General features: G+C 64.1%; 19 protein-coding genes and 1 pseudogene. 8 read left to right on the top strand and 12 right to left on the bottom strand.

Annotation, left to right across the window (positions count from 1 at the left end):
* Positions 1 to 27: 27 nt before the first annotated feature.
* The 5 genes from AC0L3U_RS05650 (at position 28) to AC0L3U_RS05630 (ending at position 4,182) form a co-directional block, all read left to right on the top strand.
* The gene (locus tag AC0L3U_RS05650) at positions 28 to 939 is read left to right on the top strand and encodes an amino acid ABC transporter substrate-binding protein (protein WP_027565488.1); all 912 of its coding nucleotides are present in this window, start codon (positions 28 to 30) and stop codon (positions 937 to 939) included.
* Positions 940 to 1,054: 115 nt separating this feature from the next.
* A complete protein-coding gene (locus AC0L3U_RS05645) occupies positions 1,055 to 1,786 on the top strand; it encodes an amino acid ABC transporter permease (RefSeq protein WP_027565487.1) in 732 nt (243 codons plus the stop codon).
* A 4-nt stretch (positions 1,787 to 1,790) separates the two neighbouring features.
* Positions 1,791 to 2,483, top strand: coding sequence for an amino acid ABC transporter permease (locus AC0L3U_RS05640; RefSeq protein ID WP_473360999.1), 693 nt, complete (start codon positions 1,791 to 1,793; stop codon positions 2,481 to 2,483).
* A gap of 8 nt (positions 2,484 to 2,491) precedes the next feature.
* Complete coding sequence (locus tag AC0L3U_RS05635) at positions 2,492 to 3,223, top strand: amino acid ABC transporter ATP-binding protein (protein ID WP_007597027.1); 732 nt, start codon at positions 2,492 to 2,494, stop codon at positions 3,221 to 3,223.
* A gap of 98 nt (positions 3,224 to 3,321) precedes the next feature.
* Positions 3,322 to 4,182 (top strand): D-amino-acid transaminase, encoded by an 861-nt coding sequence (locus tag AC0L3U_RS05630; RefSeq protein ID WP_473360998.1) that lies wholly within the window; start codon positions 3,322 to 3,324, stop codon positions 4,180 to 4,182.
* A 157-nt stretch (positions 4,183 to 4,339) separates the two neighbouring features.
* On the opposite strand, the gene AC0L3U_RS05625 is transcribed toward AC0L3U_RS05630, so the two are convergent.
* The 3 genes from AC0L3U_RS05625 to AC0L3U_RS05615 all read right to left on the bottom strand — a co-directional run bounded on the left by AC0L3U_RS05625 (position 4,340) and on the right by AC0L3U_RS05615 (position 7,749).
* Positions 4,340 to 4,801, bottom strand: a complete 462-nt coding sequence (locus AC0L3U_RS05625) for a carboxymuconolactone decarboxylase family protein (RefSeq protein ID WP_473360997.1) — start codon at positions 4,799 to 4,801, stop codon at positions 4,340 to 4,342.
* Between the two features lie 29 nt (positions 4,802 to 4,830).
* Positions 4,831 to 6,450, bottom strand: coding sequence for an MDR family MFS transporter (locus AC0L3U_RS05620; RefSeq protein ID WP_473360996.1), 1,620 nt, complete (start codon positions 6,448 to 6,450; stop codon positions 4,831 to 4,833).
* Between the two features lie 117 nt (positions 6,451 to 6,567).
* Complete coding sequence (locus AC0L3U_RS05615) at positions 6,568 to 7,749, bottom strand: HlyD family secretion protein (protein WP_473360995.1); 1,182 nt, start codon at positions 7,747 to 7,749, stop codon at positions 6,568 to 6,570.
* A gap of 275 nt (positions 7,750 to 8,024) precedes the next feature.
* On the opposite strand from AC0L3U_RS05615, the gene AC0L3U_RS05610 reads away from it, so the two are divergent.
* Positions 8,025 to 8,936: a LysR family transcriptional regulator gene (locus tag AC0L3U_RS05610; RefSeq protein ID WP_473360994.1), complete on the top strand. Its 912-nt coding sequence runs from the start codon at positions 8,025 to 8,027 to the stop codon at positions 8,934 to 8,936.
* Here the strand turns inward: AC0L3U_RS05610 and iaaH are convergent.
* Positions 8,931 to 10,354, bottom strand: a pseudogene (gene iaaH / locus AC0L3U_RS05605) (indoleacetamide hydrolase). The gene AC0L3U_RS05610 and the pseudogene iaaH overlap by 6 nt on opposite strands.
* Before the next feature lie 74 nt (positions 10,355 to 10,428).
* On the bottom strand, positions 10,429 to 13,878 hold the full coding sequence (locus AC0L3U_RS05600) for an indolepyruvate ferredoxin oxidoreductase family protein (protein ID WP_473360993.1): 3,450 nt from the start codon (positions 13,876 to 13,878) through the stop codon (positions 10,429 to 10,431).
* A 152-nt stretch (positions 13,879 to 14,030) separates the two neighbouring features.
* On the opposite strand from AC0L3U_RS05600, the gene AC0L3U_RS05595 reads away from it, so the two are divergent.
* Complete coding sequence (locus AC0L3U_RS05595; protein WP_473360992.1) at positions 14,031 to 14,486, top strand: Lrp/AsnC family transcriptional regulator; 456 nt, start codon at positions 14,031 to 14,033, stop codon at positions 14,484 to 14,486.
* Positions 14,487 to 14,641: 155 nt separating this feature from the next.
* On the opposite strand, the gene AC0L3U_RS05590 is transcribed toward AC0L3U_RS05595, so the two are convergent.
* From AC0L3U_RS05590 to AC0L3U_RS05575, 4 genes are all read right to left on the bottom strand, one after another.
* Positions 14,642 to 15,427: a fumarylacetoacetate hydrolase family protein gene (locus tag AC0L3U_RS05590; RefSeq protein WP_473360991.1), complete on the bottom strand. Its 786-nt coding sequence runs from the start codon at positions 15,425 to 15,427 to the stop codon at positions 14,642 to 14,644.
* A 15-nt stretch (positions 15,428 to 15,442) separates the two neighbouring features.
* Positions 15,443 to 16,810: an LLM class flavin-dependent oxidoreductase gene (locus tag AC0L3U_RS05585; protein ID WP_473360990.1), complete on the bottom strand. Its 1,368-nt coding sequence runs from the start codon at positions 16,808 to 16,810 to the stop codon at positions 15,443 to 15,445.
* A 36-nt stretch (positions 16,811 to 16,846) separates the two neighbouring features.
* A complete protein-coding gene (locus AC0L3U_RS05580; protein ID WP_473360989.1) occupies positions 16,847 to 17,899 on the bottom strand; it encodes an Ldh family oxidoreductase in 1,053 nt (350 codons plus the stop codon).
* A 73-nt stretch (positions 17,900 to 17,972) separates the two neighbouring features.
* The gene (locus tag AC0L3U_RS05575; protein ID WP_473360988.1) at positions 17,973 to 18,149 is read right to left on the bottom strand and encodes a hypothetical protein; all 177 of its coding nucleotides are present in this window, start codon (positions 18,147 to 18,149) and stop codon (positions 17,973 to 17,975) included.
* A gap of 46 nt (positions 18,150 to 18,195) precedes the next feature.
* Between AC0L3U_RS05575 and AC0L3U_RS05570 the strand changes: the two genes are divergently transcribed.
* Complete coding sequence (locus AC0L3U_RS05570) at positions 18,196 to 22,311, top strand: sensor domain-containing phosphodiesterase (RefSeq protein WP_473360987.1); 4,116 nt, start codon at positions 18,196 to 18,198, stop codon at positions 22,309 to 22,311.
* Here the strand turns inward: AC0L3U_RS05570 and AC0L3U_RS05565 are convergent.
* The 3 genes from AC0L3U_RS05565 to AC0L3U_RS05555 form a co-directional block, all read right to left on the bottom strand.
* The gene (locus AC0L3U_RS05565) at positions 22,285 to 22,626 is read right to left on the bottom strand and encodes a hypothetical protein (protein ID WP_473360986.1); all 342 of its coding nucleotides are present in this window, start codon (positions 22,624 to 22,626) and stop codon (positions 22,285 to 22,287) included. The two genes, AC0L3U_RS05570 and AC0L3U_RS05565, sit on opposite strands and share 27 nt — an antisense overlap.
* Before the next feature lie 284 nt (positions 22,627 to 22,910).
* Positions 22,911 to 23,717: a WecB/TagA/CpsF family glycosyltransferase gene (locus tag AC0L3U_RS05560; protein ID WP_247404052.1), complete on the bottom strand. Its 807-nt coding sequence runs from the start codon at positions 23,715 to 23,717 to the stop codon at positions 22,911 to 22,913.
* The gene (locus AC0L3U_RS05555) at positions 23,710 to 26,082 is read right to left on the bottom strand and encodes an exopolysaccharide transport family protein (protein WP_473360985.1); all 2,373 of its coding nucleotides are present in this window, start codon (positions 26,080 to 26,082) and stop codon (positions 23,710 to 23,712) included. The genes AC0L3U_RS05560 and AC0L3U_RS05555 overlap by 8 nt, the downstream gene beginning before the upstream one ends.
* Between the last annotated feature and the right edge of the window lie 123 nt (positions 26,083 to 26,205).

Here is a 26,205-nt window from a genome sequence, read left to right as displayed (position 1 = left end):
GGCATCATCCTGAAAGGGGACCCAAAAGTGAAACATTTCCGTAGCATCGGCCTCGCGCTCGCCGCGACCTTCGCTGTCAGCCAGGCCGGGGCCGAGGAGCTGACCGGCACGCTGAAGAACATCAAGGACACCGGCGCCATCACGCTCGGCTTCCGCGACTCCTCGATCCCGTTCTCCTATCTCGACGACAACCAGAAGCCCATCGGGTTCGCGATGGACATCTGCTACAAGATCGTCGACGCCGTGAAGAAGGAGCTGAAGCTCGACAAGCTCGAGGTCAAGCTCAACCCGGTGACCTCGGCGACGCGTATTCCGCTGATGGCGAACGGCACCATCGACCTCGAATGCGGCTCAACCACCAACAATGCCGAGCGCCAGAAGCAGGTCGCCTTCACCAATACCCATTACCTGACTGCCAGCCGCTACGTCTTCAAGAAGTCGAGCGGCCTGAAGTCGATCGACGATCTCAAGGGCAAGACCGTGGTCTCGACCGCCGGCACCACCAACATCAAGCAGCTCACCGAAGCCAATGTTGCGAAAAGCCTCGGCGCCAACATCATCCCGGCCAAGGACCACGCCGAATCCTTCCTGATGGTCGAGACCGACCGCGCCGTCGCCTTCGTGATGGACGACATCCTGCTCGCGAGCCTCGTTGCCGGCTCGAAGTCGCCCGACGACTACGTCATCTCCAAAGACGCGTTCTCCAAGCCTGAGCCCTACGGCATCATGCTGCGCAAGGACGACGCGGCGTTCAAGAAGGTGGTCGATGCGGCGACCGCAGCGCTCTATACTTCCGGGGAAGGCCAGAAGATCTACGAGAAGTGGTTCACCCAGAAGATCCCGCCGAAGGGTCTGAACCTCAACACCCCGATCTCGGCCGAGCTGAAGAACGAGTTCGCCAAGCCGACCGACTCGCCGAACCCGGACGATTATAAGTAAGCTATAACCGCGATCTTTCGATCCGGATCGTGTCCGGCCATCTTGACTCCAAGGTGGCCGGACATTTGCATAGGCGCCAGGACATCCATGACTGGCGCGTTCGCGCGGGGGACACGTGAACTACCACTGGAACTGGGGAATTTTCTTCGAGCCCAACCCGATGGGGACCGGCACCTATCTCGACATGCTGTTGTCGGGCCTGGTGCTGACCCTCAAGACGGGTGCGCTCGCATGGATCATCGCGCTGATCATGGGCTCGATCGTCGGCGTGATGCGCACGCTGCCATCGAAGGGGGCGTACTGGTTCGGCTTTGCCTATGTCGAATTCTTCCGCAACATGCCGCTGCTGGTGCAGCTCTTCCTGTGGTTCTTCGTGCTGCCGGAACTGCTGCCGAAATCTGCCGGCCTCTGGCTGAAGCAGCTGCCGAATGCGCCGTTCTGGACGGCGGCGATAGGCATCGGGTTCTTCATGTCGGCGCGCGTCGCCGTGCAGTTGCAGGCCGGCATCGGATCGCTCCCGCGCGGGCAGAAGATGGCGGCGACGGCGCTCGGCCTGACGACCTTGCAGGCTTATCGCTACATCTTGCTGCCGATGGCTTTTCGCATCATCCTGCCGCCGCTGACGTCCGAGTTTCTCAACACCATCAAGAACACGGCTGTGGCCATCACCATCGGTTTGCTTGAGCTGACCGGACAGGCGCGCTCCATGCAGGAATTCTCGTTCCAGGTGTTCGAGGCCTTCACCGCCGCGACCCTTCTCTATCTCCTCGTCAACGCCGTCGTCGTGACCGCAATGCGCTTCCTCGAGCGCTACGTCGCGATCCCCGGCTACATCACGGGGAAATAGCACCATGTTCAGCAATTTCGATTTCGACGTCATCCGCCGCGCGCTGCCTTATCTGTTCTACGAGGGCATGACGTTCACGCTGATGCTCACGGGACTTGCGGCGCTCGGCGGCCTGATCTTCGGCACGGCTATCGCGCTGATGCGGCTATCAGGCTTCAAGATCCTGGGCCGCATCGCCGGGGTCTATGTCGACTTCATGCGCTCGCTGCCGCTGGTGCTGGTGATCTTCTGGTTCTACTTCCTGGTGCCCTATATCGGGCAGTGGGTGACCGGCGCGTCGCGCCCGATCAGTGTCGGCGCGTTCGCGTCCTCGCTCATCACCTTCATCATGTTCGAGGCCGCGTACTTCTCCGAGATCATGCGTGCCGGCATCCAGTCGATCTCGCGCGGCCAGCCGGCCGCTGCCAACGCGCTTGGCCTGACTTACGCCCAGACCATGCGCTACGTGGTGCTACCGCAGGCCTTCCGTAACATGCTGCCGGTGCTGATCACGCAGACCATCGTGCTGTTCCAGGACACCTCCCTGGTCTACGTGCTGTCGATCACCGATTTCCTCGGTGCGGCCAGCAAGGTCGCGCAGCGCGACGGCCGTCTGGTCGAAATGTATCTGTTCGCAGCGATCGTCTACTTCACCATTTCCTGTGTTGCGTCCTTCGGCGTTCGCCGCCTGCAGGCGCGCATCGCCATCATTCGATAGAGTCTGTCATGATCGAGATCAGCCACGTCGACAAATGGTACAGCCCGAGCTTCCAGGTGCTGACCGACTGCACCACCAGCGTCACCAAGGGCGAGGTGGTCGTGGTCTGCGGCCCGTCGGGATCAGGCAAGTCGACGCTGATCAAGTGCGTCAACGCGCTGGAGCCATTCCAGAAAGGCGACATCAGTGTCGATGGCACCAAGGTCAACGATCCCAAGACCAATCTGCCCAAGCTGCGCTCGCGGGTTGGCATGGTGTTTCAGCATTTCGAGCTGTTTCCGCATCTGAAGATCATCGACAATCTCTGTCTCGCACAGCAGAAGGTGCTCGACCGGTCGCGCGACAAGGCGATGGCAAAAGGCATGCAGCTGCTGGAGCGCGTCGGCCTGAAGGAGCAGGCGCAAAAGTATCCTGCGAACCTGTCCGGTGGCCAGCAGCAGCGGGTGGCGATCGCTCGCGCGCTTGCAATGGATCCCATTGTCATGCTGTTCGACGAGCCGACCTCGGCGCTCGACCCCGAAATGGTGAGCGAGGTGCTCGACGTCATGGTGGACCTTGCCCATGAGGGCATGACCATGATGGTCGTCACCCACGAGATGGGCTTTGCCCGCAAGGTCGCCAACCGCGTGATCTTCATGGACCGCGGCGAGATCGTCGAGGACGCTCCGAAGGACGATTTCTTCGGCAAGCCCCGCAGCGACCGCGCGCAGAAGTTCTTGTCGAAGATCCTGTCGCACTAATTCTCGCGTTATTCCGGGACGCGCCGAAGGCGGGTTTCAGGGCCTCGCCAAATCCCGTATAACCGCACCAAATCTCTCTTCCCGCCAGGAGACCTGCCTTGGATCCGATCGCCTATGTCAACGGCTCATTCGTCCCGCTCTCGGACGCCAAAATTTCGGTGCTCGATCGCGGCTTCCTGTTTGCCGATGGCATCTACGAGGTCTCGGCCGTGCTCGACGGCAAGCTGGTCGACAATGCCTCGCATTTGACGCGGCTGGAGCGCTCGGTCGGCGAGATCCAGCTGAAGCTGCCCGAGACGGTCGAGCGCATCACCGAGCTCCAGAAGGAGCTGATCGCGCGCAACAAGGTCGAGAACGGCCTCGTCTATCTCCAGGTCACCCGCGGCGCCGACAAGGGCCGCGACTTCGCCTTCCCCAAGGGCGACGTCAAGTCGAGCCTGGTGATGTTCACGTCGGAGAAGGACATCATCAACGCCGCCTCGGCCAAGACCGGAATCAACGTGATCACCGTGCCCGACATCCGCTGGGAGCGGCGCGACATCAAGAGCGTGGCGCTGCTCGCGCAAGTGCTGGCAAAGCAGGCCGCGGCCGAGGCCGGCGCGGGCGAAGCCTGGATGCTGCAAGACGGCTACATCACCGAAGGCGGTTCGTCCTCGGCGTTCATCCTGACCCAGGACGATGTCATCGTGACCCGCAAGAACTCCAACGCGATCCTGCCGGGCTGCACCCGCAAGGCGGTGGTGGCGCTGGCGGAAGAGCGCCAGCTCCGCCTCGAGGAGCGTTCCTTCACGGTCGCCGACGCGCTCGCCGCCAAGGAAGCCTTTGCCACCTCAGCCTCGCTGTTCGTCCAGCCGGTGGTTGCGATCGACGGCAAGAAGGTCGGCGACGGCAAGCCCGGCCCGCTTGCCGCGCGGCTGCGCGAGATCTACGTGGAGTTCGCCAAGGCGACGGCGGTTTAAGCCACCCACCGCCGTCATCGCCCGGCTTGACCGGGCGATCCAGTACTCCGTGACGGAAGTGCTGGACTCGACAGGCCGCGGCGTACTGGATGCCCCGGTCAAGCCGGGGCATGACAGTCGAATGTATTGAGGCGGTTTGGCCTCATGCGTCAGCACCTCACGCCACCGACGCTTTCACCTTCACTGGATGAACCGCACGGAACGCGATCGCAATCCTGTTCCAGGCATTGATGGCGCCGATCAGCATGGTCAGGTTCACCGTCTCCGCATCGGAGAATTGCGCGCGGACCTGCTCGTAGACATCGTCCGGCGCGTGCGTCTCGGCGATCAGCGTCACTGATTCGGTCCAGGCCAGCGCCGCGCGCTCGCGGTCGGTGTAGAGCGGCGATTCGCGCCAGGCGTTGAGCAGATAGATGCGCTGCTCGGTCTCGCCACGCTTGCGGGCGTCCTCGGTGTGCATGTTGATGCAGAAGGCACAGCCGTTGATCTGCGACGCGCGGATCTTGACGAGCTCGATCAGCGATTTCTCCAGGCCGGTCGACTGGATCTGCTCTTCCAGTGCCATCAGTGCCTTCATCGTATCGGGTGCGGCCTGGTAGAAATTCATGCGGGGTTTCATGGTCGTTCTCCTTGCTTGCTGGGTTGATCTCAGTGGGCGCCGCCGGCCGAGGCGTGGCCGGCCTTCTTCAGGAAGAGGGTGGCGATCAGCGCGACGATCAGTGCCACGCCGAGCAGATAGAAAGTGTCGCTGAAGGCGAGGATATAGGCCTGCTTCTGCACGATATGGCCGATCGCAACATAGGCGCGATGCGATGCGTCCGCACGGTCGAGAATGCCGTGATTGACGAAGTATTGGGTGAGCTGTTCCAGCCGCGTCCGCGTCGCCTGCTCGAACAGCGAGACCGACTGCATCAGCACGTTGGAATGATACTGCTCGCGCTTGGTCAACAGGGTCTGCAACAGCGCGATGCCGACGGCGCCGCCGAGATTGCGCATCATGTTGAACAGGCCGGAGGCTGAGCCGGCGTTCTCCGGTTCGATGCCCGAGGTCGCCACCGCAGACAGCGGCGCCATCACCAACGCCTGGCCGATTGCACGAACCACATTGGGCCAGAGCAATTGATCGGCGGCATAGTTGCCGGTCATGGTGATGTTCATGAAGTTGGAGGCCGCGAACAGGACGAAGCCGACGCCGATGATGAGCCGCGCATCGAGCTTCTGCATCAGCCGCGGCACCAGCGGGATCAGCAGGAGCTGCGGCAGGCCGGTCCAGGCCAGCACCATGCCGATCTGCTCGGCATTGTAGCCCTGGATGCGGGCCAGATATTGCGGCAGGATGAACACCGAGCCGTAGAGCGCGATTCCGAGCAGGAAATTCGCGAGCATGCCGAAGCCGAAATTGCGGCGGACCAGCAGACGCAGGTTGAGGAGCGGCTTCTTCACGGTCAGCTCGATGATCAGGAAGGCAGTCAGCGCGACGGCCGCGATGACGGACAGCTTGACGATGAAGGGCGAGCCGAACCAGTCGTCCTTGTTGCCTTCCTCGAGCACGGTCTGCAGCGCCGACAGTCCGATCGCCATGGCGATGATGCCGGCCCAGTCGCCGTCGCGCAGTAGCGCAAGCTTCATGGGCTTTGCATCCAGCGCGTACCAGAGCATGCCGACCATGATCCCGCCCGGGACAATGTTGACGTAGAAGATGTACTGCCAGCCAAAATTCTCGGTGAGATAGCCGCCGATGGTCGGGCCGATCGCGGGCGCGAACGTCGCCGACAGCGCGAACAGCGCAAGGCCCACGGGTTGCTTGGCGCGCGGCAAGAGCGTGATGATCAGCGTGAACGCCATCGGAATCAGCACGCCGCCGGTAAAACCTTGCACTGCCCGCAGCACGATCATCTGCGGCAGGTCCTGCGCCAACGCGCAGGCCGCGGACAGAATCAGGAACAGGACCGCGTTGGTGAGGAGGTAGATGCGGATCGAGAACACCTGCGCCAGCCAGCCCGAGAGCGGGATCACCACGATCTCCGCGATCAGATAAGAGGTCGAGATCCAGCCGCCGTCATCGATGCCGGCGCCGATCGCGCCCTGGATATCGGCGAGCGAGGCATTGACGATCTGGATGTTCAGCACCGCCATGAAGGCGCCAAGCGTCGCGCCGATCACGGCAATCCAGGTCTTGGTCGAGACGGCGGGCGTTGCGGGGGCCGCGACTGGAGCGGGGATATTGGCGGGGGAGGCGGTATTGACGGTCGGTTGGAGCGTGCTCATGGAAGCCTCGTCTCGGTTACGGAGACAGGATGGATCAGGCAGTTCGTTTCGATAATCGACGAAGTTTGGGAAGGATCATCCGGCTGGGCTTGATAGTCCTTCCGGACCTTTCCGGCTTCAACCGCCGTTCGGACGGGCCGCGTTGTCGGCGAGATGCTTCGCCGTCTCGCGCTCGGCCATGACGGCCTGTTTGGTGTCGATAGTCGGCGCCGCGGACATGCCGGGGCGCAGCAGCCCGGTCAAGCTGTGGTCGTCGAGCACGATCTTCACCGGCACCCGTTGCACGATCTTGGTGAAATTGCCGGTGGCGTTGTCGGGCGGCAGCAGCGCGAATTCAAGGCCGCTCGCCGGCGACAGGCTGTCGACATGGCCGCGCAGGGTCTGGTTGCGGAAGCTGTCAACGTGCAGCTCGACCGGCTGGCCGGCACGGACGTGGGTGAGCTGCGTCTCCTTGAAATTCGCCACGACATAGACCGCATCGAGCGGCACCACCGCCATCAATTGCGTGCCGGCTTGCACGAACTGTCCCACGCGCAGTGAGCGGGCGCCGACCGTGCCGTCGACCGGCGCGGTAATCTCGGTGTAGGAGAGATTCAGGGTCGCCTGCTCCGCGACCGCGCGCGCGTGCTCGAGCTGGGCCGTGGCCTGCGCGCGCTGGGTGGTGAGCACGTCGATCTTGCGTTGCGCGGCCACGAGGCCCGACCTGGCATGTTGCAGTTGCGCGTTGCTGGCGCGCAACGCGGCGTCAGTCTGTTGTGCGCGCTGAATCGTGCCTGAGCCCGATTTCATCAGGTCGTCGTAGCGGGCGCGCTCCTCCTGCGCAAATTTCAGATTCGCGTCCGCAGCAGCGACATCGGCCGTGCTCTGCTCGATGATCGGCTGCTGGAGTTCGAGCTGGGCGTCGAGGTTGCGCACCGACGCTTCCGCCGCAGCGACATCGGCGCGGGCCTGGTCGAGCGCCGCCTTGAAGTCGCGGTCGTCGATCTTCGCCAGCAGCTGGCCCGCCTTGACCTTTTCGTTGTCGCGGACCAGCACCTTGGCGATGTAGCCCGAGACTTTTGGCGCGACAATCGTGGAGTCGGCCTTCACATAGGCGTCGTCGGTTGTCTCGAGATAACGGCCGTTGACCCAGTAGTCGTGTCCGTAATGGACAATCGCTGCTGTGCCCGCGAGGACCGCGAGCGCCAACGCCGCCCGCCGGACCATATTCCGGGTCGGACCACGCACCGGCACCGGCGGAGAAGCTTGCAGTATCTCAGTCGCTTGCTGGAAGTTTTCGGTGCGGGGCATCTCGGACATGGCAGTCTCCTGTCGGGTGGCTGAGACTATCGGTCTTCTTCGCTCGATCGATAATCAGCGAAATACGGGAAGGATTATCCGCTGAAAGTGGATAGTCCGGGATTCCCGCCTTCGCGTATGGTCTACCGAGCCGGAGGTGCGACTGCCCCAGAGCGATTGCCGCCTCTGTCGAGGGATTGCGGCTAACCCATCCGCCATCCGGGCGCGAGCTGATCTGACGGATAATCGGACAGAATTCCTTGCGATTATCGACCAAGAGCGGATAATCAGGCGGCATGGACCGATTGACGAGCCTCGAAGTCTTTAGCCGGGTGGTCGAGACCGGCGGCTTCTCTGCAGCAGCCCGCAAGCTCAACATGTCGACCACCATGGTGAGCAATCACGTTCAGGCGCTGGAAGACCGGCTCGGGGTGAGGCTGCTTCAGCGCACCACGCGTAAGGTCAATCTCACCGACATCGGCAAGGCCTACTACGACCGCTGCATCCAGATCCTCGCCGATATCGAACAGGCCGACGATATCGCGAGCGAATTGCAGTCGGTGCCGCGCGGGACGCTGCGGATCCACGTCGCCACGCACATGGTGCCGTTCGTCGCGCCCGTGGTGGCGAAGCTCCTGTCGGCCTATCCAGACCTCAAGATCGATCTGCGCATGGGCGAAGCCGACATCGACCTCATCGAAGAAGGCTACGACGTTGCCCTGCGCATGACCGCGCCGCCGGATTCGAGCCTGATCGTCCGCAGCCTCGCCACCTGGCGCCACGTGCTGTGCTGCTCGCACGACTATCTCGAAAGGCACGGTCGCGTGCAGAAGCTCGATGAGCTCACCGCGCACAATTGCGCCCGTCACTTGAATTATCCGTTCGGCGACGATTGGCGCTTCTTCGATCGCAAGGGCGCGCCCGCATCGGTGCGCATCTCCGGCAGCTTCATCACCAACAGCGGTGAGGCCTTGCGGAAGGTGGCGCTGGAAGGCGCTGCCGTCTGCCTGATGGCCGGCTTTCTCGTTCGGGACGATCTCGAAGCCGGTCGGCTCGTTCGCCTGCTGCCCGAGTACCGGCCGGTCGAGATGTCGATGAACGCCGTCTATCCGCACCGGCATCATCTGTCGGCCAAGGTCAGGACCTTCATCGACATGCTCGTGCATCATAGCGCCGAGCAGCAGAAGCTGATCAATCCGTATTCATGACGGGCGCGGCGGCGGCAATCGCCCGAACACGGCGTCGAGCGCCATGCCGATCGCAAGCAGGCCGCGATCGCTGCCCGCGGGGCCGTCCAATTCAAGCCCGATCGGCAGTTTGCTCCGGGCGCCGAGCGCGATCGGAATCTGGATGCCGGGAATGCCGGCATTGCTGCCGGGATCGGTGTTCTGGATGAACAGGGCGAAATTCTCCAGGCTGCTGGAATCGGGAATGGAGGCAATGGCGACACGCGGCGTGGTCGGGAAGGCGATGGCATCGAGCCGACTGTCGGCGAAGGTCCTGCTGTAGAGCGTCTGAAGCTTGGGGCGTGCGGTATTGATCGCGGCATCATAGACCGGCTTGGCGTCAACCAGCGTGCCATCAGGGGCGGGAAGTTTGCGCGGGATCACCAGGCCATCATAGGTGCCCTTGACGTCGGCGCTGGAGATGTCCTTTGCCAGCGCCTCGATGGAGAGGCCGGTGCCGGTATGCGCGAGATAGGCCACCATGTCGTCATGGGCCTCGTACAGTACGACTGGAAGCTGACCTGGCCATTGAGTTCGGCCAGTTGCGGCATCTCGATCTCAACGATCGTGATGCCCTGCGTCTTCATTTTCGTGAGGGCTGCCTGGAATGCGGCGTCGGTGTCGGCGTCGAGATTGCTCAGCATCGTCTTTACGATGCCGATCCGCACCAGCCTCAGATCGGCCGGCGCGATGGCATCGCCGCCCGTAATGACGCGATCGAGCAGCGCGACATCCGCCATGGTCGCGGCCATGGGACCCGCGGTGTCGCGGGTGTGCGAGAGCGGTGCGATGCCGTCTTGCGGATAGCGGCCGATCGTCGGGCGCAGCGAGGCGCAGCCGTTCAGCGCAGCCGGCACCCGGACCGATCCGCCGGTATCGGTGCCGAGCCCGCCTGCCACGATGCGCGCGCCAATCGCCGCGCCCGTTCCGGAGGAGGAGCCGCCCGCGATCAGGGCGCGGTCATAGGCGTTGCGCACGCCGAACTCCGCGCCGGTCTTGAATGCGGTGTTGTAGCCGGAGATGCCGAAGGCGAGCTCGTGCATGCTGGTCTTGCCGATGATGACCGCGCCTGCGGCCCGCAGTTTTGCCGCAACCGGCGCGTCGGCCGTGGGAACGTAATCCTTCAGGGCCGGCGTGCCCGCGCTACAGGGCAGCCCGGCAACCTCGATGTTGTCCTTGATCACGATGGGCACGCCGCCAAGCAGTTTTGTCCGGTCGCCCGTCGCGTCGAATGCGGCAGCAACCTTCAGGGCGCCGGCCTCGTCCAGGGTGACGAAGGCATTGAGGTCGGCATTGGCTTTGGCGCGGGCAAGAGCTTCCGTCGTCAGTGCTGTGCTCGTCACCTTGCCGGCGCGGAGATCGGCGGCGGCCTGGGTTAGGGTCAACTGATCGAAATCCATGATGCGTCACCCGCTTGCCCGGCTCCATCATGGAGCCCTCGAATTCGGGAGGCTGAAGCCTCGCCGGCATCACGTCAACCGTGGGCGCGCAACTTTGCCTGCGATGCTGTGGTCACATCGGCGAGAAGCCGTTCGACTGCCGGCTTCACGTTCGCGATCGCGGTGTCCTTCACCGGCCCGTAACCGCGGATCTCCATCGGCGCCTTGGCGATCACGACGAGATCGGGCAGGCGCGCCGCATCGAGTTCGCCGAGCATCCGATCGATCACGCCCTCATACCAGGCGATCAGGTCTCGCTCGGTGCGGCGTTCGACGGTGTAGCCGAACGGATCGAATATTGTCCCGCGCAACCCTTTCAGTCGCGCGAGCGCGGCGAGCGGCAGCTGGATCCACTGGCCGAAGGCGCGCTTGCGCGGCCGGCCGCGGGCGTCGCGCTCGGACGGCAGGAAGGGCGGAGCGAGATGGTATTTGACGCTGAAGCCGTCCTCGAACTCGCGCTTGAGTTCGTCGAGGAAGCCGCTCTGCATGTGCAGGCGCGCCACCTCGTACTCGTCCTTGTAGGCCATCAGCCTGAACAGGGTGCGCGCAACTGTCTCGGTCAGCGCCTCGCTGCTCAGCGGAGCCTCAGCGCGTCGGACTTTCTCGATCGCCGAGCGATAGCGCGCCGCATAGGCCTCGTTCTGATAGGCGGTGAGGAAGTCGGCGCGGCGGGTGATGATCTGGTCGAGCGTCTCGGCTTTCGGCGCCTCGTCCACCTTCGGCAAGAAGTCCGGATCGGCGGCCGCGATCCGGCCCCAGGCAAAGGCCTGCTTGTTGCTTTCGACCGCGACGCCGTTGAGCTCGATCGCGCGCAACAGCGCCGACAGCGAGACCGGCAGCAGCCCGTGCTGCCAGGCAAAGCCCAGCATGACGATGTTGGCATAGACGGCATCGCCGAGCAGGCGCTCGGCCAGCGCGTTGGCGTTGATGGTGTCGAGATTGCCGTCGCCTATCACTTGGCCGATCGCGCGCAGGCGAGCGGGTGAGGCGAGATCGGCGTCACGGAAGCGGACGACATCGCCGGTCGGCATCTCCGCGGTGTTGATCGCGGAGCGCGTACCTTTCCGATAGGTGCCGGATGCCTTTGGCGAGGAACTGACGACGAGGTCGCAGCCGATCAGCGCATCGGCCGCGCCCTGGTCGATGCGGACCTGATGCAATGCATCGGGGGATGCAGCCAACCGGATGTAGCTCAGCACCGGCCCGAATTTTTGCGCAAAGCCGGTAAAATCCAGCACCGAGACGCCGTTTCGTTCGAGATGCGCCGCCATGCCGATCAGCGCGCCGACCGTGATCACGCCGGTGCCGCCGACGCCGGTGACGAGCAGATCATATGGACGGTCGAGCGTTGCGGGCGCGGGCAGGGGAAGCGTGGCCGCGTGGCCGACCGGGTCGATCCGGCTCGCGCTCTTCTTCCGGCGCGTCGCGCCCTCAACGGTGACGAAGCTCGGGCAGAACCCGTTGAGGCAGGAGAAGTCCTTGTTGCAGGATGAGAGATTGATCCGACGCTTCCGGCCAAAGGGCGTCTCCTTGGGCTCGACGCTGAGGCAGTTGGATTCGACCGAGCAGTCGCCGCAGCCCTCGCAGACGAGATCGTTGATATAGGCGAAGCGTTTGGGATCGGCCATCTGTCCGCGCTTGCGGCGGCGCCGCTTTTCGGTGGCGCAGGTCTGCTGATAGATCAGCACCGAGACGCCCGAGATTTCGCGCAGCTCGCGCTGCACGGCGTCCATCTCCTCGCGGGGATGGATACTGACGCCGACCGGCAAGTCGCCGGGCGAAAATTGCGCTGGATCGTCCGACACCAAGGCGATGCGCGCAACGCCCTCGGCGCGGACGCTGTGCGCGATGGCGTGGACGCTGATCGGGCCGTCGACGGGTTGGCCGCCGGTCATCGCGACGGCATCGTTGAACAGGATCTTGTAGGTGATGTTGGCTTTGGCCGCGATCGCCTGCCGGATCGCCATCGAACCGGAGTGATAGTAGGTGCCTTCGCCGAGATTCTGGAAGACGTGCTTGCTTCCGGTGAATCGCGACGAGGCGGCCCAGTTCACGCCTTCGCCGCCCATCCGGATCAGCGACGAGGTCTCGCGGTCCATCCAGCTCGCCATGAAATGGCAGCCGATGCCGGCTAGCGCCTTCGATCCCTCGGGCACCTTTGTCGATGTATTGTGCGGGCATCCCGAGCAGAAATAGGGCGTGCGTGTCGCACCGCTGACGTTGATCGTGCGCGCGGCCTCAGGCATCAAGCCGGCTGCGCGCGCGGCGAGATTGAGGGCCGGGAACATCGGATCGAGCCGGCGTGCGAGCACCCCAGCGAGCGCTCGTGGCGACAATTCGCCGATCCAGGAGATCAGCCGCGCGCCGGTTTCGTCGTGCTTTCCGACCATGCGCTCGGGTTTTTCGCCCGGATAATCGTAAAAATATTCCTTGAACTGGCTTTCGATGATGCCGCGCTTCTCCTCGACCACGAGGATCTCGCGCTTGCCCTTCACGAACGCCATCGCGTCATGCAGCGCCAGCGGCCAGACCATGCCGACCTTGTAGATGTCGATGCCGATGCTGCGGCAGGCTGCTTCGTCCAGGCCCATCAGCCGCAAGGCTTCCATCAGATCGAGATGCGCCTTGCCTGTGGTGACGATGCCGTAGGTGGCGCCCGGGATGTCGTAGATGTGACGGTCGATCGGATTGGCCTTTGCGAAGGCGTAGACCGCGTGCTTCTTCGCCTCCAGCCGCTCCTCGATCTGCGGGCCGGGCAGGTCGGGCCAGCGATAGTGCAGGCCGCCGGGCGGCGGCGTGAAGTCCGGCGTGTGGAAGGCGCGCGGCGGGCGCAGCGCGACGGAAGCGCCGGATTCCACGATCTCCGAGATCGCCTTGAAACCGACCCACATGCCGGTGAAGCGGCTCAGCGCGTAGCCATATTCGCCGAATTCGAGATATTCGCTGACGCTTGCGGGGTGGAGCGTCGGCATGAACCAGCTCATGAAGGCGACGTCGGACTGGTGCGGCATCGAGGACGAGACGCAGCCATGGTCGTCGCCGGCGACCACCAGCACGCCGCCATGCGGCGAGGAGCCGTAGGCGTTGCCGTGTTTCAGCGCATCGCCGGAGCGATCGACACCGGGGCCCTTGCCGTACCAGAGCCCGAACACGCCATCGACCGCGCGGTCGGCTTGCGTCTCGACCTGTTGTGAGCCGAGCACCGCAGTCGCGGCAAGATCTTCGTTCACTGCCGGGAGGAATTCGATGTGGTCCCGCTTCAGCCGCTCCCGGATGCGCCACAGTTCGAGGTCGATGCCGCCGAGCGGCGAGCCGCGATAGCCTGAGATGAAGCCCGCCGTGTTCAGCCCCGCGGCACGGTCGCGCCGCACCTGGTCGAGCGCCATGCGGACGACGGCCTGCGTGCCCGTGAGGAAGACGCGGCCCGCTTCGCGATCGTAGCGGTCGGAAAGCTCGTAGGCATCGAGTGACGAAATGGCGTCCATCCGGACCTCCCGCGGCATCCTTGCCGGTTGGGAGAAGGGTAGGCCTGGGCGACTGGTAGGTCTTACCTTTCTTTCCGGACATCACGCCTATTATGGTAGAGTTATCCAAAATAATCTATGCCAGGGTAGATTAATCCAATTTGGCGGTATCCATGATTGAAGACCAGGACGCGCGGATTCTCGCCTTCCTTCAAAAGGATGGCCGCGCCACCAACCAGCAGCTCGCCGACGCCGTTGGCATGTCGACGTCGGCGTGCTGGCGCCGGGTGCGCGCGCTGGAGGAGAGCGGTGCCATCCAAGGCTATGCGGCCCTGGTCGCGCGCGAGCAGGCCGGCTTTGCGATGTCCGCGATCCTCCACGTCTCGCTGGAACGGCACGACGCAAAATTCGTCGACGAGTTCGTCGCGCGGGTAACCACGCGGCGTGAGGTGCTGGAGTGCTTTGCGACCACGGGCGATGCCGATTACCATTTGCGCGTCGTCGTGCAGGACATCGCGGCCTACAACAGATTCCTCGACGACTTCATGTTCCGCATTCCCGGCATTCGCTATGTGAGAAGCAACGTGGTGCTGAAGGAGATCAAGACGGGCGTGGCCTTGCCGTTTTGAGAGGCAGCGCTTCGTCGTCCCGGCGAAGGCCGGGACCCATAAACCACGAATGCCAATTGCCTTGCGAAGCCGTAACGACGCGTAGTAATCAAAACATCCGCTGCGGCGCATGGGTCCCGGCCTTCGCCGGGACGACAATGTTGGTGCAACGTGGGCTACCGCTCCTCCCGCACGAACCTGTTCCGCAGCGTCCCGATGCCGGTGATGTCGATCTCCACGACGTCGCCGTGGGTGATATCAGGCGAGGCTCCGTCCGTGCCCATCCAGATCACATCGCCCGGCCATAGCGTAAAGTATTTGGTCAGCTCGACCAGGAAGGGCACCAGGCCAAAGATCATGTCGTTGGTGTGGAAGCGGTTGGTCTCCTTGCCGTTGACCCGGACGATCGTTTCCATCTTGTCGAGGTCGGCTTCGGTCTCGATCCACGGGCCCATCGGCTTGAACGTGTCGGCGTTCTTCGAGCGCCACAGGCTGCGGTCGGCCTTCTGCCAGCTCCGCTCGCTGACGTCGTTGCCGATGGTGTAGCCGAACACGCAATCCATCGCATTCTGTTTGGTCAGGTGCTTGACCTTCTTGCCGATGACGACGACGAGCTCGCCTTCGTAGTGGATCTTGTCCGTCGCGAAGGACGGGATCACCACGTCCTCGTCATGTGCGATCAGCGCATTCTGGGCGCGATAGCCGATCTCGGGTCTGTCCGGCACCGCTGGCACCTCGCCGCGCTTGTCGGCGGCCTCTTTCAGATGCTTGAGGTAATTCAAGCCGACGCAGTAGAAGGTGCGCGGAACCAGCGGCAGCTCGATTTTAACCTGCGACAGCGGATGCGTGCGCGAGGTGCGTTGCCATTCGCCGAAGGGACCGCCCTCGACCGCAATCACGTGGTCGCCCCCGATGATCCCCCAGGCCGTCTTGTCCGCAGCGGTGAATTTCAGCCAGCGCATGCCGTGTCTCCGTTGTTATTCCGCGGCATCGTGCGGCTGCACTTTCCAGTCGCCGGCCGCCGGCCGCTTGAGCCCGAGATTCTCCCGCAGCGTCTTGCCGCGATATTCCTTCTGGAACAATCCGCGCCGCTGCAATTCCGGTACGACATGTTGCACGAAATCGGCATAGGAGCCGGGCACATAGGTCGCGGCGATGACGAACCCGTCGCAGCCGCGCTCGACGAACATTTCTTCGAGCTTGTCCGCGATCTCCTTGGGGCCGCCTACCATCGCATCCTGGACCTGACCGCGGCCGGAGAAGGTGACGAAGTCGCGCGCGCTCGGATTGCTCTTGCCGGAGTTCTTGAGCACGCCGTCGCGGATGCCCAGAATGCCCTGCATGCTCTTCAACTCCTCAGTCGTCAGCGGCTCGTCGAGATCCTTGGAGGCGAAGTCGTAGTTGAGCGCTTCGGCCAGCAGCGACAGCGCGTCGATCTGCAGCGGCAGCTTGTTGATCAGCGCCATCTTGTCTTCGGCCTCGGCTTTGGTCGCGGCGCAAACCGGTGTCGTCAGGTTGCAGAGGAACATCGCCTCCGGATCGCGGCCGGCTTTCGCGGCCTCGTTACGCACCGACGCATAGCCTTCCTTGGCGGCGGCGAGATTGCGTGCAGCAGTGAAGATCACCTCGCCCCACCGTCCGGCAAAGCGCTGGCCGCGGCCGGACGCGCCGGCCTGGATGATCACGGGATGGCCCTGGTCAGAGCGCGGCACCGTGAAGGGACCGCGCGACTTGTAGAATGGGCCCTTGTGATCGAGCCGCTTCACCTTGGCTGGATCGGCGAAGCGGCCGCTCTTTTTGTCCATGATGAGCGCGCCATCCTGCCAGGTGTCCCAATGGCCGAGCACGACTTCCATGAATTCGTCGGCCTTGTCGTAGCGAGAATCATGTTCGGGATGAGAGTCGCGCCCCATGTTGTGTGCCTCGCCGTCATTGAGCGAGGTCACGACGTTCCACCCGGCGCGTCCGCCGGACATCAGGTCGAGCGTTGCGAAGCGGCGGGCGATGTCGAAGGGCTCGAAATAAGTCGTCGAGCCGGTCGCCCCCAACCCGAGCTTCTCCGTAGCCATGCCCATCGTCGTCAGCACGATCAGGGGATCCATCTTCACGCAGCGGATGCCGTATTCGACGGTGTGGGCGTGATCGTTGCCGTAGCGGTCCGGCATCGCCAGCCGGTCGTCGAAGAAGGCCATGTGGAACTTGCCGGCTTCGAGGATTTTGGCGATCTCCTGATAATAATCCGCCGACATCGAATCGTCGCGCGAGTCCGGATGTCGCCACGAGCTCGGCAAATTCGTGCAATTCTGGGCTTGAAGGAAGCCGACCAGTGCCATCTGCCGCGTCATGCTGCTGTTCTCCGAATTGCGTCAGGCCGAAATCCGTCAGGCCAGGTCGAGGACCGTATCGAGCCTGTACTCGCGCGCCAGCGCGCGCAGTTTTTCCCAGGTCGCATCCTCGATCTCGATGCCGTCGCGCAGGCGCTGCTGCTCGCGTACGCCCTCGATCTCACCGGGATAGAACACGCCCTTGCTGCCCTCGGAGGGCGGGGTCGATTTGAGATAGTGTGCGAACTCGGCGACCTCGCGCTTGAAGTCCTGCAGCGGGCGAAACGCGGCGACGTTGAACACGGCCATGAAGCAGCCGTCATTGTGCCGGCCCGTAGGCTCGACGCCGAAACCGAGGCCGGTGAGCAGGCCGCACAGGACCTCGACCATGGCGGCGAGGCCGCTGCCCTTGTAGCCCTCGGTGCCGCCGAGCGGCAGCAGCGCGCCGCCCTTGCGATACTGGGTCGGATCGGTGGTGTGTCGTCCTTCGGCATCGATGATCCACCCCGACGGGATCTCCTCGCCGCGGGCGACCGCGAGCTGGATCTTGCCGGCCGCGACCGCAGAGGTCGCCATGTCCAGATAGAACGGCGCATCGAGGTCGGACGGCACCGCGATCGAGATCGGATTGGTGCCAAGCCGTGCCTCCTTGCCGCCGAACGGCGCCACGTGCTTCGGCGAGCGGCCGGAATCCGCCGTCGCGATCCCGATCATGCCTTCGCGCATCGCCATCAGCGGATAGGCGGCGAGGCGGCCGACATGGCTCTGCCGGAACACGGTGCAGGCGGCGACATTCGCCGTCTTCGCTTTCTCGATCGTGAGCGCCATCGCCTTGGCGTTGACGTGGAAGCCAAAACCCCACTGGCCGTCGATCACGGTCGTCGTCGGCGATTCCTGCACGATGGTCCATTTGGCGCCGGGCACGATGTGGCCGGCCTTGATCCGGTCGACATAGGTGGGAATGGCGATCACGCCGTGGGAATCGTGGCCGGCGAGATTGGCGTTGACGCATCCGCTTGCGACCGCGTCGGCCTCTTCCTCGGAAGCCCCGGCGGCACGAAGCAGCGCGGCGCTGATGCGCGTGAGGCGGTCGGCCTGGACGATCGGCATGGCGTTTCCTCAGGTCTCGCCCTTGGCGGGCTCTGGTTCTTGAGGGCCATCGTCTCAAAGCACAGATGCGATATCAATCTCCTGTAAACCAATACAGGGCTGCAAATTCGAAGCGAGCAGGGCCGTCGGGCGAAGATTCGTCCCGCGCGGTGGCATTTTCGACAGATTGGCGCAGGTCGTTCGCAGCTCGTTCACTTTGATCGACGGTTTGCAGCGCGCAATAACGACCACTTAGGCGATCGCCGGTCATAACGTCATCCGGGAAAAAAAGGCAGAAATGCCCGGGAGCTGAGATCGTGCCGACGACACTCGCGCGCACCTTTGCGGCGTTGAGCGCCATCAACGAAGCGATCCTCTACGCGAAATCGCCGGATGAGCTGTACCAGAAGGTCTGCGACGCCGGGTTTGCGAGTGGAGACTTCATGGCCGTGGCCGTGTTCCTTGTGGAGCCGGATGGCCATAAGCTTCGCTTTGCCGCTGGTCGCGGCGATGACGTGGCGCGGCTGAGCGCGATCGAGATCACCACGCAGGCTGGCACGCCGGAAGGCCTGGGCGTGGGCGGCGAGGCGTTCCGCAGCCAGAAGCTCTGCATCAGCAACGATTTCCTGAACGATCCGCGTTCGCTGGCATGGCGCAACGGCGCGGTGGCGGCGGGTGTCGGCGCGGCCGCGGCGCTACCCCTGATCTGCATGGGACGCAGTATTGGGGTGTTGTATGTTACGCGGTCGGGCGCCGGCTCGCTCGACGAGGCGATGGTCTCGTTGTTCGAGCGGATGTCGGCCAATATCTCTCACGCGCTGGAGAGCTTCGCGACCGAGGGAGCCCGCCTGGATGGCGAGCGGGCAGTGCGGCGGCTCAACCGCATGTTCGGCGCGCTCAGTGCGACGAACGAAGCAATTCTGCAAGCCAGCACTGAGCTGGACTTGTACCAGCGGGTCTGCGACGCCGCTGTTTATAGCGGCAAATCGCTTGCCACTTTCGTTCTGCTGCACGAGCCGGATTCCGAATGGCTGACGCCGGTGGCAGCGACCGGACATAATCTGGATCTGATCAGACAATCGCGCTACTCGATTGATCCGGAGAGTCCCTACGGCAAGGGCATCTCCGGCGAGGTGTTCCGGACCCAGCAAGCGATCGTCGAGGACGACCTCGTCAATCGTACCAAGGGGACCACCTGGGAGCAGGCCAACGTCAATGCCGGCGCCGTCGCCTGCGTGGCTGCTCCCTTGATCAAGCGTGGCACCAGCATCGGCGTGCTGTTTTTCTTCGTGAGCAAAGCCTGGGCGAAAGACGAAGGCATCGTCGCATTGTTGCTGCGCATGACCGAAAACGTGTGCTTTGCGCTCGAGAACTTCGACCGCGACAAGGAGAAGGCCCAGATCGCCTTGGAGGAGGATCGGCTGGCGCGCATGTACGCGGCGCTAAGCGCGACCAACGAAGCCATTCTGCGGGCAAGGTCGCGCAGCGAACTGTTGGATCTGGTTTGCGAAGCCACGGTGCACGGCGCCAAGTTCGCCTCGACCTCCATTGCATTGCTTGACCGCGATGCGGGACTGCTTCGTGTTGTCGCGTCCTTCGGACCGAATGCCGAGGAAGTGCGATCCTTCAGACTGTCCGTCAGCGACAAGGAGCCGGAAGGACGCGGGCTGACCGGCACCGCGTTCCGGGCGCGGCGGCCCTGTATCAGCAACGACGTCCTGGCAGACGCCCGCCTCAAGCCTTGGCACGCCAGCGCGCATCGCAATGGCATTAGGTCCTCAACCGCGATGCCGCTGTTCAACGGCGACAGCGTCGAAGGCGTATTCCTGTTCAATTCGCCCGAGTGCGGCACTTTCACGGACGAATTCGTCGAGCTGTTGCGCAAGCTCCAGGCCAATGTCGCCTTCGCGTTGGAGAACTTCGACCGTGCCGACGAGAAGGCGAAGGCCGACAGGCAGCGTGACAGGTTGAGCGGCATGTTCGAGGCGCTGAGCGCGACGAACGAAGCAATCATGCGCGCCAAGACGCGCGAGGAGCTGTTCGAAGGGGCGTGCCAGGCAGCCGTGCTCGGCGGCGTATTCGCCTCGGCGACAATCGGCATTATGGACGACCAGCGTGAACTCGTTCGCGTGGTTGCCGTGAAGGGGCGCCTCCAGGAGCGGATGGTGGGACGCACCTGTTTTGTTTCCGCCGACCATCCTGAGGGTCGCGGAATCATAGGGATGTCGCTGCGGACCCGCGGGCCCAGCGTGATCAACGACTATCTCCACGACCCCCGAGCGGCGCATTGGCACTCTAAGGCGATCGAAGATGGAACGCGAGCAGCTGCCAGCTTCCCGCTGCTGCGCGCCGGCCAGGAGCCGATCGGCATTCTGCTTTTCCTCGCGCCGGAAGAGAATACGTTCACACCCGATATGGTCGAGTTGCTCGGGCGCCTCGCCGAGAACGTGTCATTTGCACTCGATAATTTCGATCGCGCCGAGGAAAAGTCCCGCAACGAGGCGCGGACGGAGCGTTTGGCTCGCATGTTCGCGGCGCTGAGCGCGACCAACGAGGCGATCATGCGGGCGAAGTCGCGCGCCGAACTGTTCGACCTCGTCTGTCTCGCCGCATCCAACGGCGCCAAGTTCACCTCGACCACCATTGCGCTGGCGAGGGTCGATAGCGATCAGCTGGAGATCGTGTCGAGCGCCGGACCATCGTCTGACACCACGCGCAATGTCCGCCTGTCAATCGACCCCGAGCGCCCCGAGGGGCGCGGAATGAGCGGCACGGCGTTCCGCACCCGCCAGCCCTGCATCAGCAACGACTATCTCAACGACGATCGCGTTCGCGCCTTTCATTCCATTGTCCGCAACGACGGCGCGCGGTCGGGCGCGGCTTTTCCCCTCGTCGCACACGATCGAGCCGTCGGCGTCATGATCTACATGTCGACCGAGCCCGGCACCTTCACGGCCGAGTTCGTCGAGCTGTTGCAGCGCCTCGCCGACAACGTCTCCTTCGCGATGGAGAATTTCGACCGGGCCGACGAGAAAAACCAGGCCGACGAGCGGATCGAATACCTCGCTTCGCACGACAGCCTGACCGACCTGCCGAACCGAGAGACCTTCAACGCGCTGCTGCATGAGGCGATCGACGAAGCGCAGCGCCACGATCATCGCTTTGCGGTGCTGTTCATCGACCTCGATCGTTTCAAGGTCATCAATGATTCGCTGGGCCACGAGGCCGGCGATCTGCTCCTGCTCGAAGTGGCCAACCGGCTGCGTGGCGCGCTGCGCGCAAGCGACGTGGTGGCGCGGCTCGGCGGCGACGAGTTCGTGGTGATCCTCGATCGATGTGGCGAGATCGACGACGTCCAGCGCATCGCGACCGGGCTGTTGACGGCGCTTGCCGAACCCATGCAGCTAGCGGGGCACGAGTGCCACACCACGGCCTCGATCGGCATCGCGATGTATCCGACCAACGGCTCCGACGTACAGACGCTAACCAAGAACGCCGACATGGCGATGTATCTCGCCAAGGAAGACGGCAAGAACGGCTATCGCTTCTTCTCCAAGGAAGTGAAGACGCAGTCGATCGAGCGGCTGTCGTTGGAGAGTGCGCTGCGCCGGGCGCTGGAGCGGCATCAGTTCACTTTGAACTACCAGCCCAAGGTGGACATGGAGACCGGCCAGATCACGGGCGTGGAAGCCCTGCTGCGCTGGATGCACCCGGATCTCGGCAGCATCTCGCCGGCGCAGTTCATTCCGCTTGCGGAAGAGACCGGATTGATCGTGCCGATCGGCCGCTGGGTGGTAAAGGAGGCCTGCGCGCAGGCCATGGCCTGGCAGCGCCGCGGCCTGTTGCCGGTGTCGATGGCGGTCAACCTGTCACCGCGGCAGTTCGTCGACGAGCATCTGTTGCAGGACGTCGACGAGGCGCTCGCCGCAAGCGGCATGTCGCCGGTTCTGCTCCAGCTCGAAGTCACCGAGAGCATGATGATGCGCAATGTCGGACGTGCGCTCAAGGTGCTCGACGCCATTCAGAGCCGCGGCATTCGCCTGGCCATCGACGACTTCGGCACCGGCTATTCGTCGATGTCGCTGATGAAGCATTTTCCGATCGACACCATCAAGATCGACCGCTCCTTCGTGCGCGATTTGCCGCAGGATTTGGAAGACCAGGCGATCGCGCAGGCGATCATCAGCATGGGCAAGGCGCTCGGCATGACCGTGGTGGCGGAAGGCGTCGAAAACGCCGAACAGGAGGCGTTCCTGCGCGCCCATGGCTGCGACGAGATGCAGGGCTTCCTGATCTCCAAGCCGGTGCCGGCGCGGCAGATGGCCGAGCTGCTGCGGCCGATGGAGCTGCCCGGCGCGCCGCCGCTCCAGCCGGAGCCGGACCAAGCCGCCACCGCGGCCGCGGTGCTACGGTTGAAAGGCGCTGTCGTCTGATGGCTGCGGGTGAAGCTCGCGGGCGTCCTCGTCCCTGATCTCCGCCTTGCGTGGAAAATCATCCGGCCAGGGAAGCGAGGTTTGTTCGGCGAAGAGCGTGACAAGGACATGCGCTCCATCCGCAAAGCTCGACCCGTCGGCAATGCCGAGCTCACGACACCACGCCTGTCGCATCGGCTCGTGCGTGTCGAGCACGGCCATCGCCGGGCCCCACCACCAGGCCGGCGCCGCCGACCGTTCGTGCTCCGGCACGGCATGCCAGAGGACGAGCTCGTCCATCATGCGCTCGAATTGCAGGCTTGCAGCCTGATGCATTCGTTCCGTGCTCCCTTGGGTCGCGCCTGAAAGCAGGCCGATGCGCGGACTCGATCGTGGCCTTCGCTGTGAAAAGCTGGCTCGCACTATTGGCTGAGCCGATTGTGCCGCTCGTGTCGGCGGCCATACAAAAACATGCGGCGGCCGGGAAAGTTGCCGACGCCGACTGTGACAGTCTCTTTAGCCGCTTATGAGCCCGACCCGCAAGCCGCAATACCGGCGCCGCCGGCGCTGAAATAGCGCAGGCGGGGCTGATAACCGGCGGCGGTCATGTCGTTGTCAACTCAGCGATTAAAGGGTCGATTGCGGCTGAACAGCAGATAGATCGCGCGAGGATTGGTGGTCAAATAACGCCAGAACAGGCGGCGGGGCTCGAGCAAGGTGCGCCAAGCCCATTCCAGCCCGATCTTCTGCATCCATCGCGGCGCGCGCGCGCGGCTGCCCGACAAGAAGTTGAACAGGCCGCCGGATGTCTTGATGACGCCGACATTGGTGAGATGCGGGGTGAATTCCTCGACGAACGCCTGCTCGTTTGGCACGCCCAGCGCAACCCAGAGATAATCCGGCGCGAGCGCGTTGATCTCGTCGACCTTCGCGCGCAGCGCATCGCCGCGGAGATAACCGTGGCTATGGCCGACGATCTTGAGGTTTGGATACATCTTCCGGACGTTCTCGACCGCAGCGGCGTTCTCGTCCTCGCTGGCGCCGAACATGTAGAAGGTGCGGCCGACCGCTTCAGCCTTGCGCGCGACGACGTGAAACAGGTCCGTCGTGGCGACGCGCTCGGGCAGCGGAAACCAGGATTGCAGCCTGGACGCCGCCACCAGCGGCTGGCCATCGGCGTTGATGAGGTCGGCGCCGCGGAACAGGCGTTCGGTCTCCGGTTCCGTCGAGCACCGCGCCAGCACCTCGCCATTGGCCGAGGTCAGGTGCAGCGGACGGCCGATGCGATGGCGCGGATCGGTCGCCTCGATCATGAAATCTGCGGTCGCTTCCAGGTCGAGCGCGGCCATGCGAAGGCCGCCGATGGTGATCCGCGGCACGTCGGCGGTTGCGGCCCGGCCATCGAGATTGATGCGGCGCTCAAGCATATTGTCTGCCTCGTTGGCGAGCTTGGGCCATAGGGGTGAGTTCGTCGAGCACGACGCCGACGAGCTTGCGCTCGGCGCGGCCGAGCGTGCTCAATATCTCTTCCAGGCCGTCGTTGATGTCGAGGCTGGTCGGCAGCACCGCCACCAGGGCGTCGGCATCATCGAGCAGCTTACGGCTGCTGGCCGTGAGTGGCGCCGCGGGGCCGTCGAGGATCACGAGGTCATAGCCGCCGGCGGAGCGCGCCTGCGCGATGGCCTTGCGGATGGCGTCAGTGGCCTTGGTTGGGTCGCCTTCGACGGCTGGCAATACCGAGATGCCGTTGAGTGTCTTGATCTCGCGTGCGGCCTTGCTGCCGATCGAAAGCCATCCGACCTTGCTCGGCTCGCTTTTGCCGGGACGGTTGACCTTGTTCGAGAGCGAGTGCGCCTGATGGTCGGCATCGATCATCAGCACCCGGGCGCCGTCGCTCGCGGCCGCGAGCGCGAAATTCAGCGCCGTCACGCTGCGCCCGGTGGTCTCGCTGGCACCGACGAGCGCGATAACAGGCATTGTCTTTCCGCCGGCGCGCCGGGCCGCCGTAGCGCGCATGTCGCGCCAGGCGTTGAGCAGCGTCGTCAGTGGAAAGCCGGGGCGCAGCGTCGGCCAGCCCAGCCGAGTGAGGTCGATGCCGCCGCCGGTGGCGAGAATGGCACCGAGCGTGTGGATGACGTCGGCCTCCTGGAGGCGCGCGATCAGCGGCTTTTCGATCAGGGGCTTCTCGACCATCGAAGGTTGCAGCGGCGGGGCGGCGAGTTCCGGCAGTGCCTCCGCGACTTCCGGGGCTCGCGAGACCGGCTGGGGCCGGGCAGTCTCCGGCGCCCGCGAAGGCTCTGGAGCTCGCGGAGCTTGCGGCAACGGAGTACGATTGGGACGGGCCGGCGCCGGCGCCGGCACGAACGCACCGGCGAACAGCAGTTCGGCCGCGACGAACCAGCTTGATGCAGCGATTGCGCCGAAGATGAAACCGATCATGGCGAACAGGCTCATCGCCGGCGGGAACGAGCGCCGCTGCGGCACCGTCGCTTCGCCGATGATGCGGGCCGCCGAGGTGTTCAGCGTCTCCTGCTCCTCGGTCTCGCGCGAGCGCTTGAGGAAGGATTGATAGACGTCACGGCTGGCATCGGCCTCGCGCTCGAGCTCGCGCAGGCGCACGGCGGCCTGGCTGAGCTGGACGCTCTGCCGCTTCTGCGCCTCCAGCGCCCGGCTGAGGGAGGCTTCGAAGTCGCGCGCGCGTGTCAGATCGTTCTTGGCGGATTGGGCGAAGCGGTCGATCTCTTCGTTGATGGTGCGCTTGAGATCTTCGACCTGCTTCTCGGTCTGGCGCAGCGCCGGATGACGCGGGCCGAGCTCGCCGGCTTGCTCCGCATATTTCTTGCGCGCGTCGGCATATTGCGCGCGCAGGTTCGCGATGGTCGGCGATTGCAGCGCCTCGGAGTTTGCGCCTGCATCTGCCGTGGTGCGCCGGCTCGCCTCGATCTGGTCGAGGCGCGCCTGCGCGTCCATCGTCGCGGCGCGGGCGGCGGAAAGCCGCTGGTTGCTGGCGGAAAGCTGCTGGTCGCTGATCAGCGCGTCCTGGGTGCCGACGAAATTGTTCTGAGCCTTGTAGGTCGCAAGCACGGTCTCGGCGTTGCGCAGCCGCTCGCGCAGCTCCTTCAGGCGGCCGGAGAGATCGTTGGTGGCGCGCCGTGCGGCCGACGCCTGCGAGTTGCGGGATTCCGCGAGGTAGGCGCTGGTCAGCGTGTTGGCGAGCATCGCCGCTTTCGCCGGATCGGTCGACCAGACCTCGACGTCGACAATGAAGCTCTTTTCGGTCTTGCGGATCGTGATGTGCCGGTTCAGCGCCTCGAGGGCGGCGAGCTGCACTTCCTTTTTCTCCGTGGCGGAGGGCGCGTGGGGCTGAAGGCCAATCAGGCCGAGCAGCGACGACATCACGCCTTTGCCATCTGCCCCGCCGAATTCGGGGTCCTTGTCCAGATCAGCCTGCTGGATCACCTGGAGCAGCACGCTGTTGGAGGTGATCAGGCGCGCCTGGCTCTCGACCACCATCGACATGCCGGAGACGTCCTGCGCGCGAGGCGTTAGCTCGCGATCGACGAGCTGAAGCTCGCGCGGATCGACATAGAGCTGGGCGGTGGCGGTGTAGCGGGGCGCCAGGCTCTTGCCCACGGTGACGGCAAGCGTCGCACCGAGCAGCGCGGCAACGACAATCGCGATCTTCCGCCCCCAGAGCAGATTGACCAGCTCCAGCACGTTGAAGCCGGCCTGAGGCCGTTGCTGCGGAGCCTCCGGTCTGGCCCGGTCTATCGGCTGGTTGTAGTCAAGCATGATCCCCAGCTTTCATTCCAAGTGCCGCGTGCTGAGGGGGTACTCTTCTCTCTACGCCACGCACCTCAGATATAGGTGCCCACTCAACGCAACAGGGAAAATTAACCATACTCATTGAGGGAC

The organism is Bradyrhizobium sp. Kon69 (assembly GCF_055807515.1).
This window is presented reverse-complemented; position numbering and strand designations above follow the sequence as displayed.

Coding starts and splice junctions, on each gene's coding strand:
- AC0L3U_RS05640 (WP_473360999.1), top strand. CDS start 1,791: ATGTTCAGCAATTTCGATTTCGACGTCATCCGCCGCGCGCTGCCTTAT.
- AC0L3U_RS05635 (WP_007597027.1), top strand. CDS start 2,492: ATGATCGAGATCAGCCACGTCGACAAATGGTACAGCCCGAGCTTCCAG.
- AC0L3U_RS05625 (WP_473360997.1), bottom strand. CDS start 4,801: ATGAAACCCCGCATGAATTTCTACCAGGCCGCACCCGATACGATGAAG.
- AC0L3U_RS05620 (WP_473360996.1), bottom strand. CDS start 6,450: ATGAGCACGCTCCAACCGACCGTCAATACCGCCTCCCCCGCCAATATC.
- AC0L3U_RS05615 (WP_473360995.1), bottom strand. CDS start 7,749: ATGTCCGAGATGCCCCGCACCGAAAACTTCCAGCAAGCGACTGAGATA.
- AC0L3U_RS05610 (WP_473360994.1), top strand. CDS start 8,025: ATGGACCGATTGACGAGCCTCGAAGTCTTTAGCCGGGTGGTCGAGACC.
- AC0L3U_RS05600 (WP_473360993.1), bottom strand. CDS start 13,878: ATGGACGCCATTTCGTCACTCGATGCCTACGAGCTTTCCGACCGCTAC.
- AC0L3U_RS05595 (WP_473360992.1), top strand. CDS start 14,031: ATGATTGAAGACCAGGACGCGCGGATTCTCGCCTTCCTTCAAAAGGAT.
- AC0L3U_RS05590 (WP_473360991.1), bottom strand. CDS start 15,427: ATGCGCTGGCTGAAATTCACCGCTGCGGACAAGACGGCCTGGGGGATC.
- AC0L3U_RS05585 (WP_473360990.1), bottom strand. CDS start 16,810: ATGACGCGGCAGATGGCACTGGTCGGCTTCCTTCAAGCCCAGAATTGC.
- AC0L3U_RS05580 (WP_473360989.1), bottom strand. CDS start 17,899: ATGCCGATCGTCCAGGCCGACCGCCTCACGCGCATCAGCGCCGCGCTG.
- AC0L3U_RS05575 (WP_473360988.1), bottom strand. CDS start 18,149: ATGACCGGCGATCGCCTAAGTGGTCGTTATTGCGCGCTGCAAACCGTC.
- AC0L3U_RS05565 (WP_473360986.1), bottom strand. CDS start 22,626: ATGCATCAGGCTGCAAGCCTGCAATTCGAGCGCATGATGGACGAGCTC.
- AC0L3U_RS05560 (WP_247404052.1), bottom strand. CDS start 23,717: ATGCTTGAGCGCCGCATCAATCTCGATGGCCGGGCCGCAACCGCCGAC.
- AC0L3U_RS05555 (WP_473360985.1), bottom strand. CDS start 26,082: ATGCTTGACTACAACCAGCCGATAGACCGGGCCAGACCGGAGGCTCCG.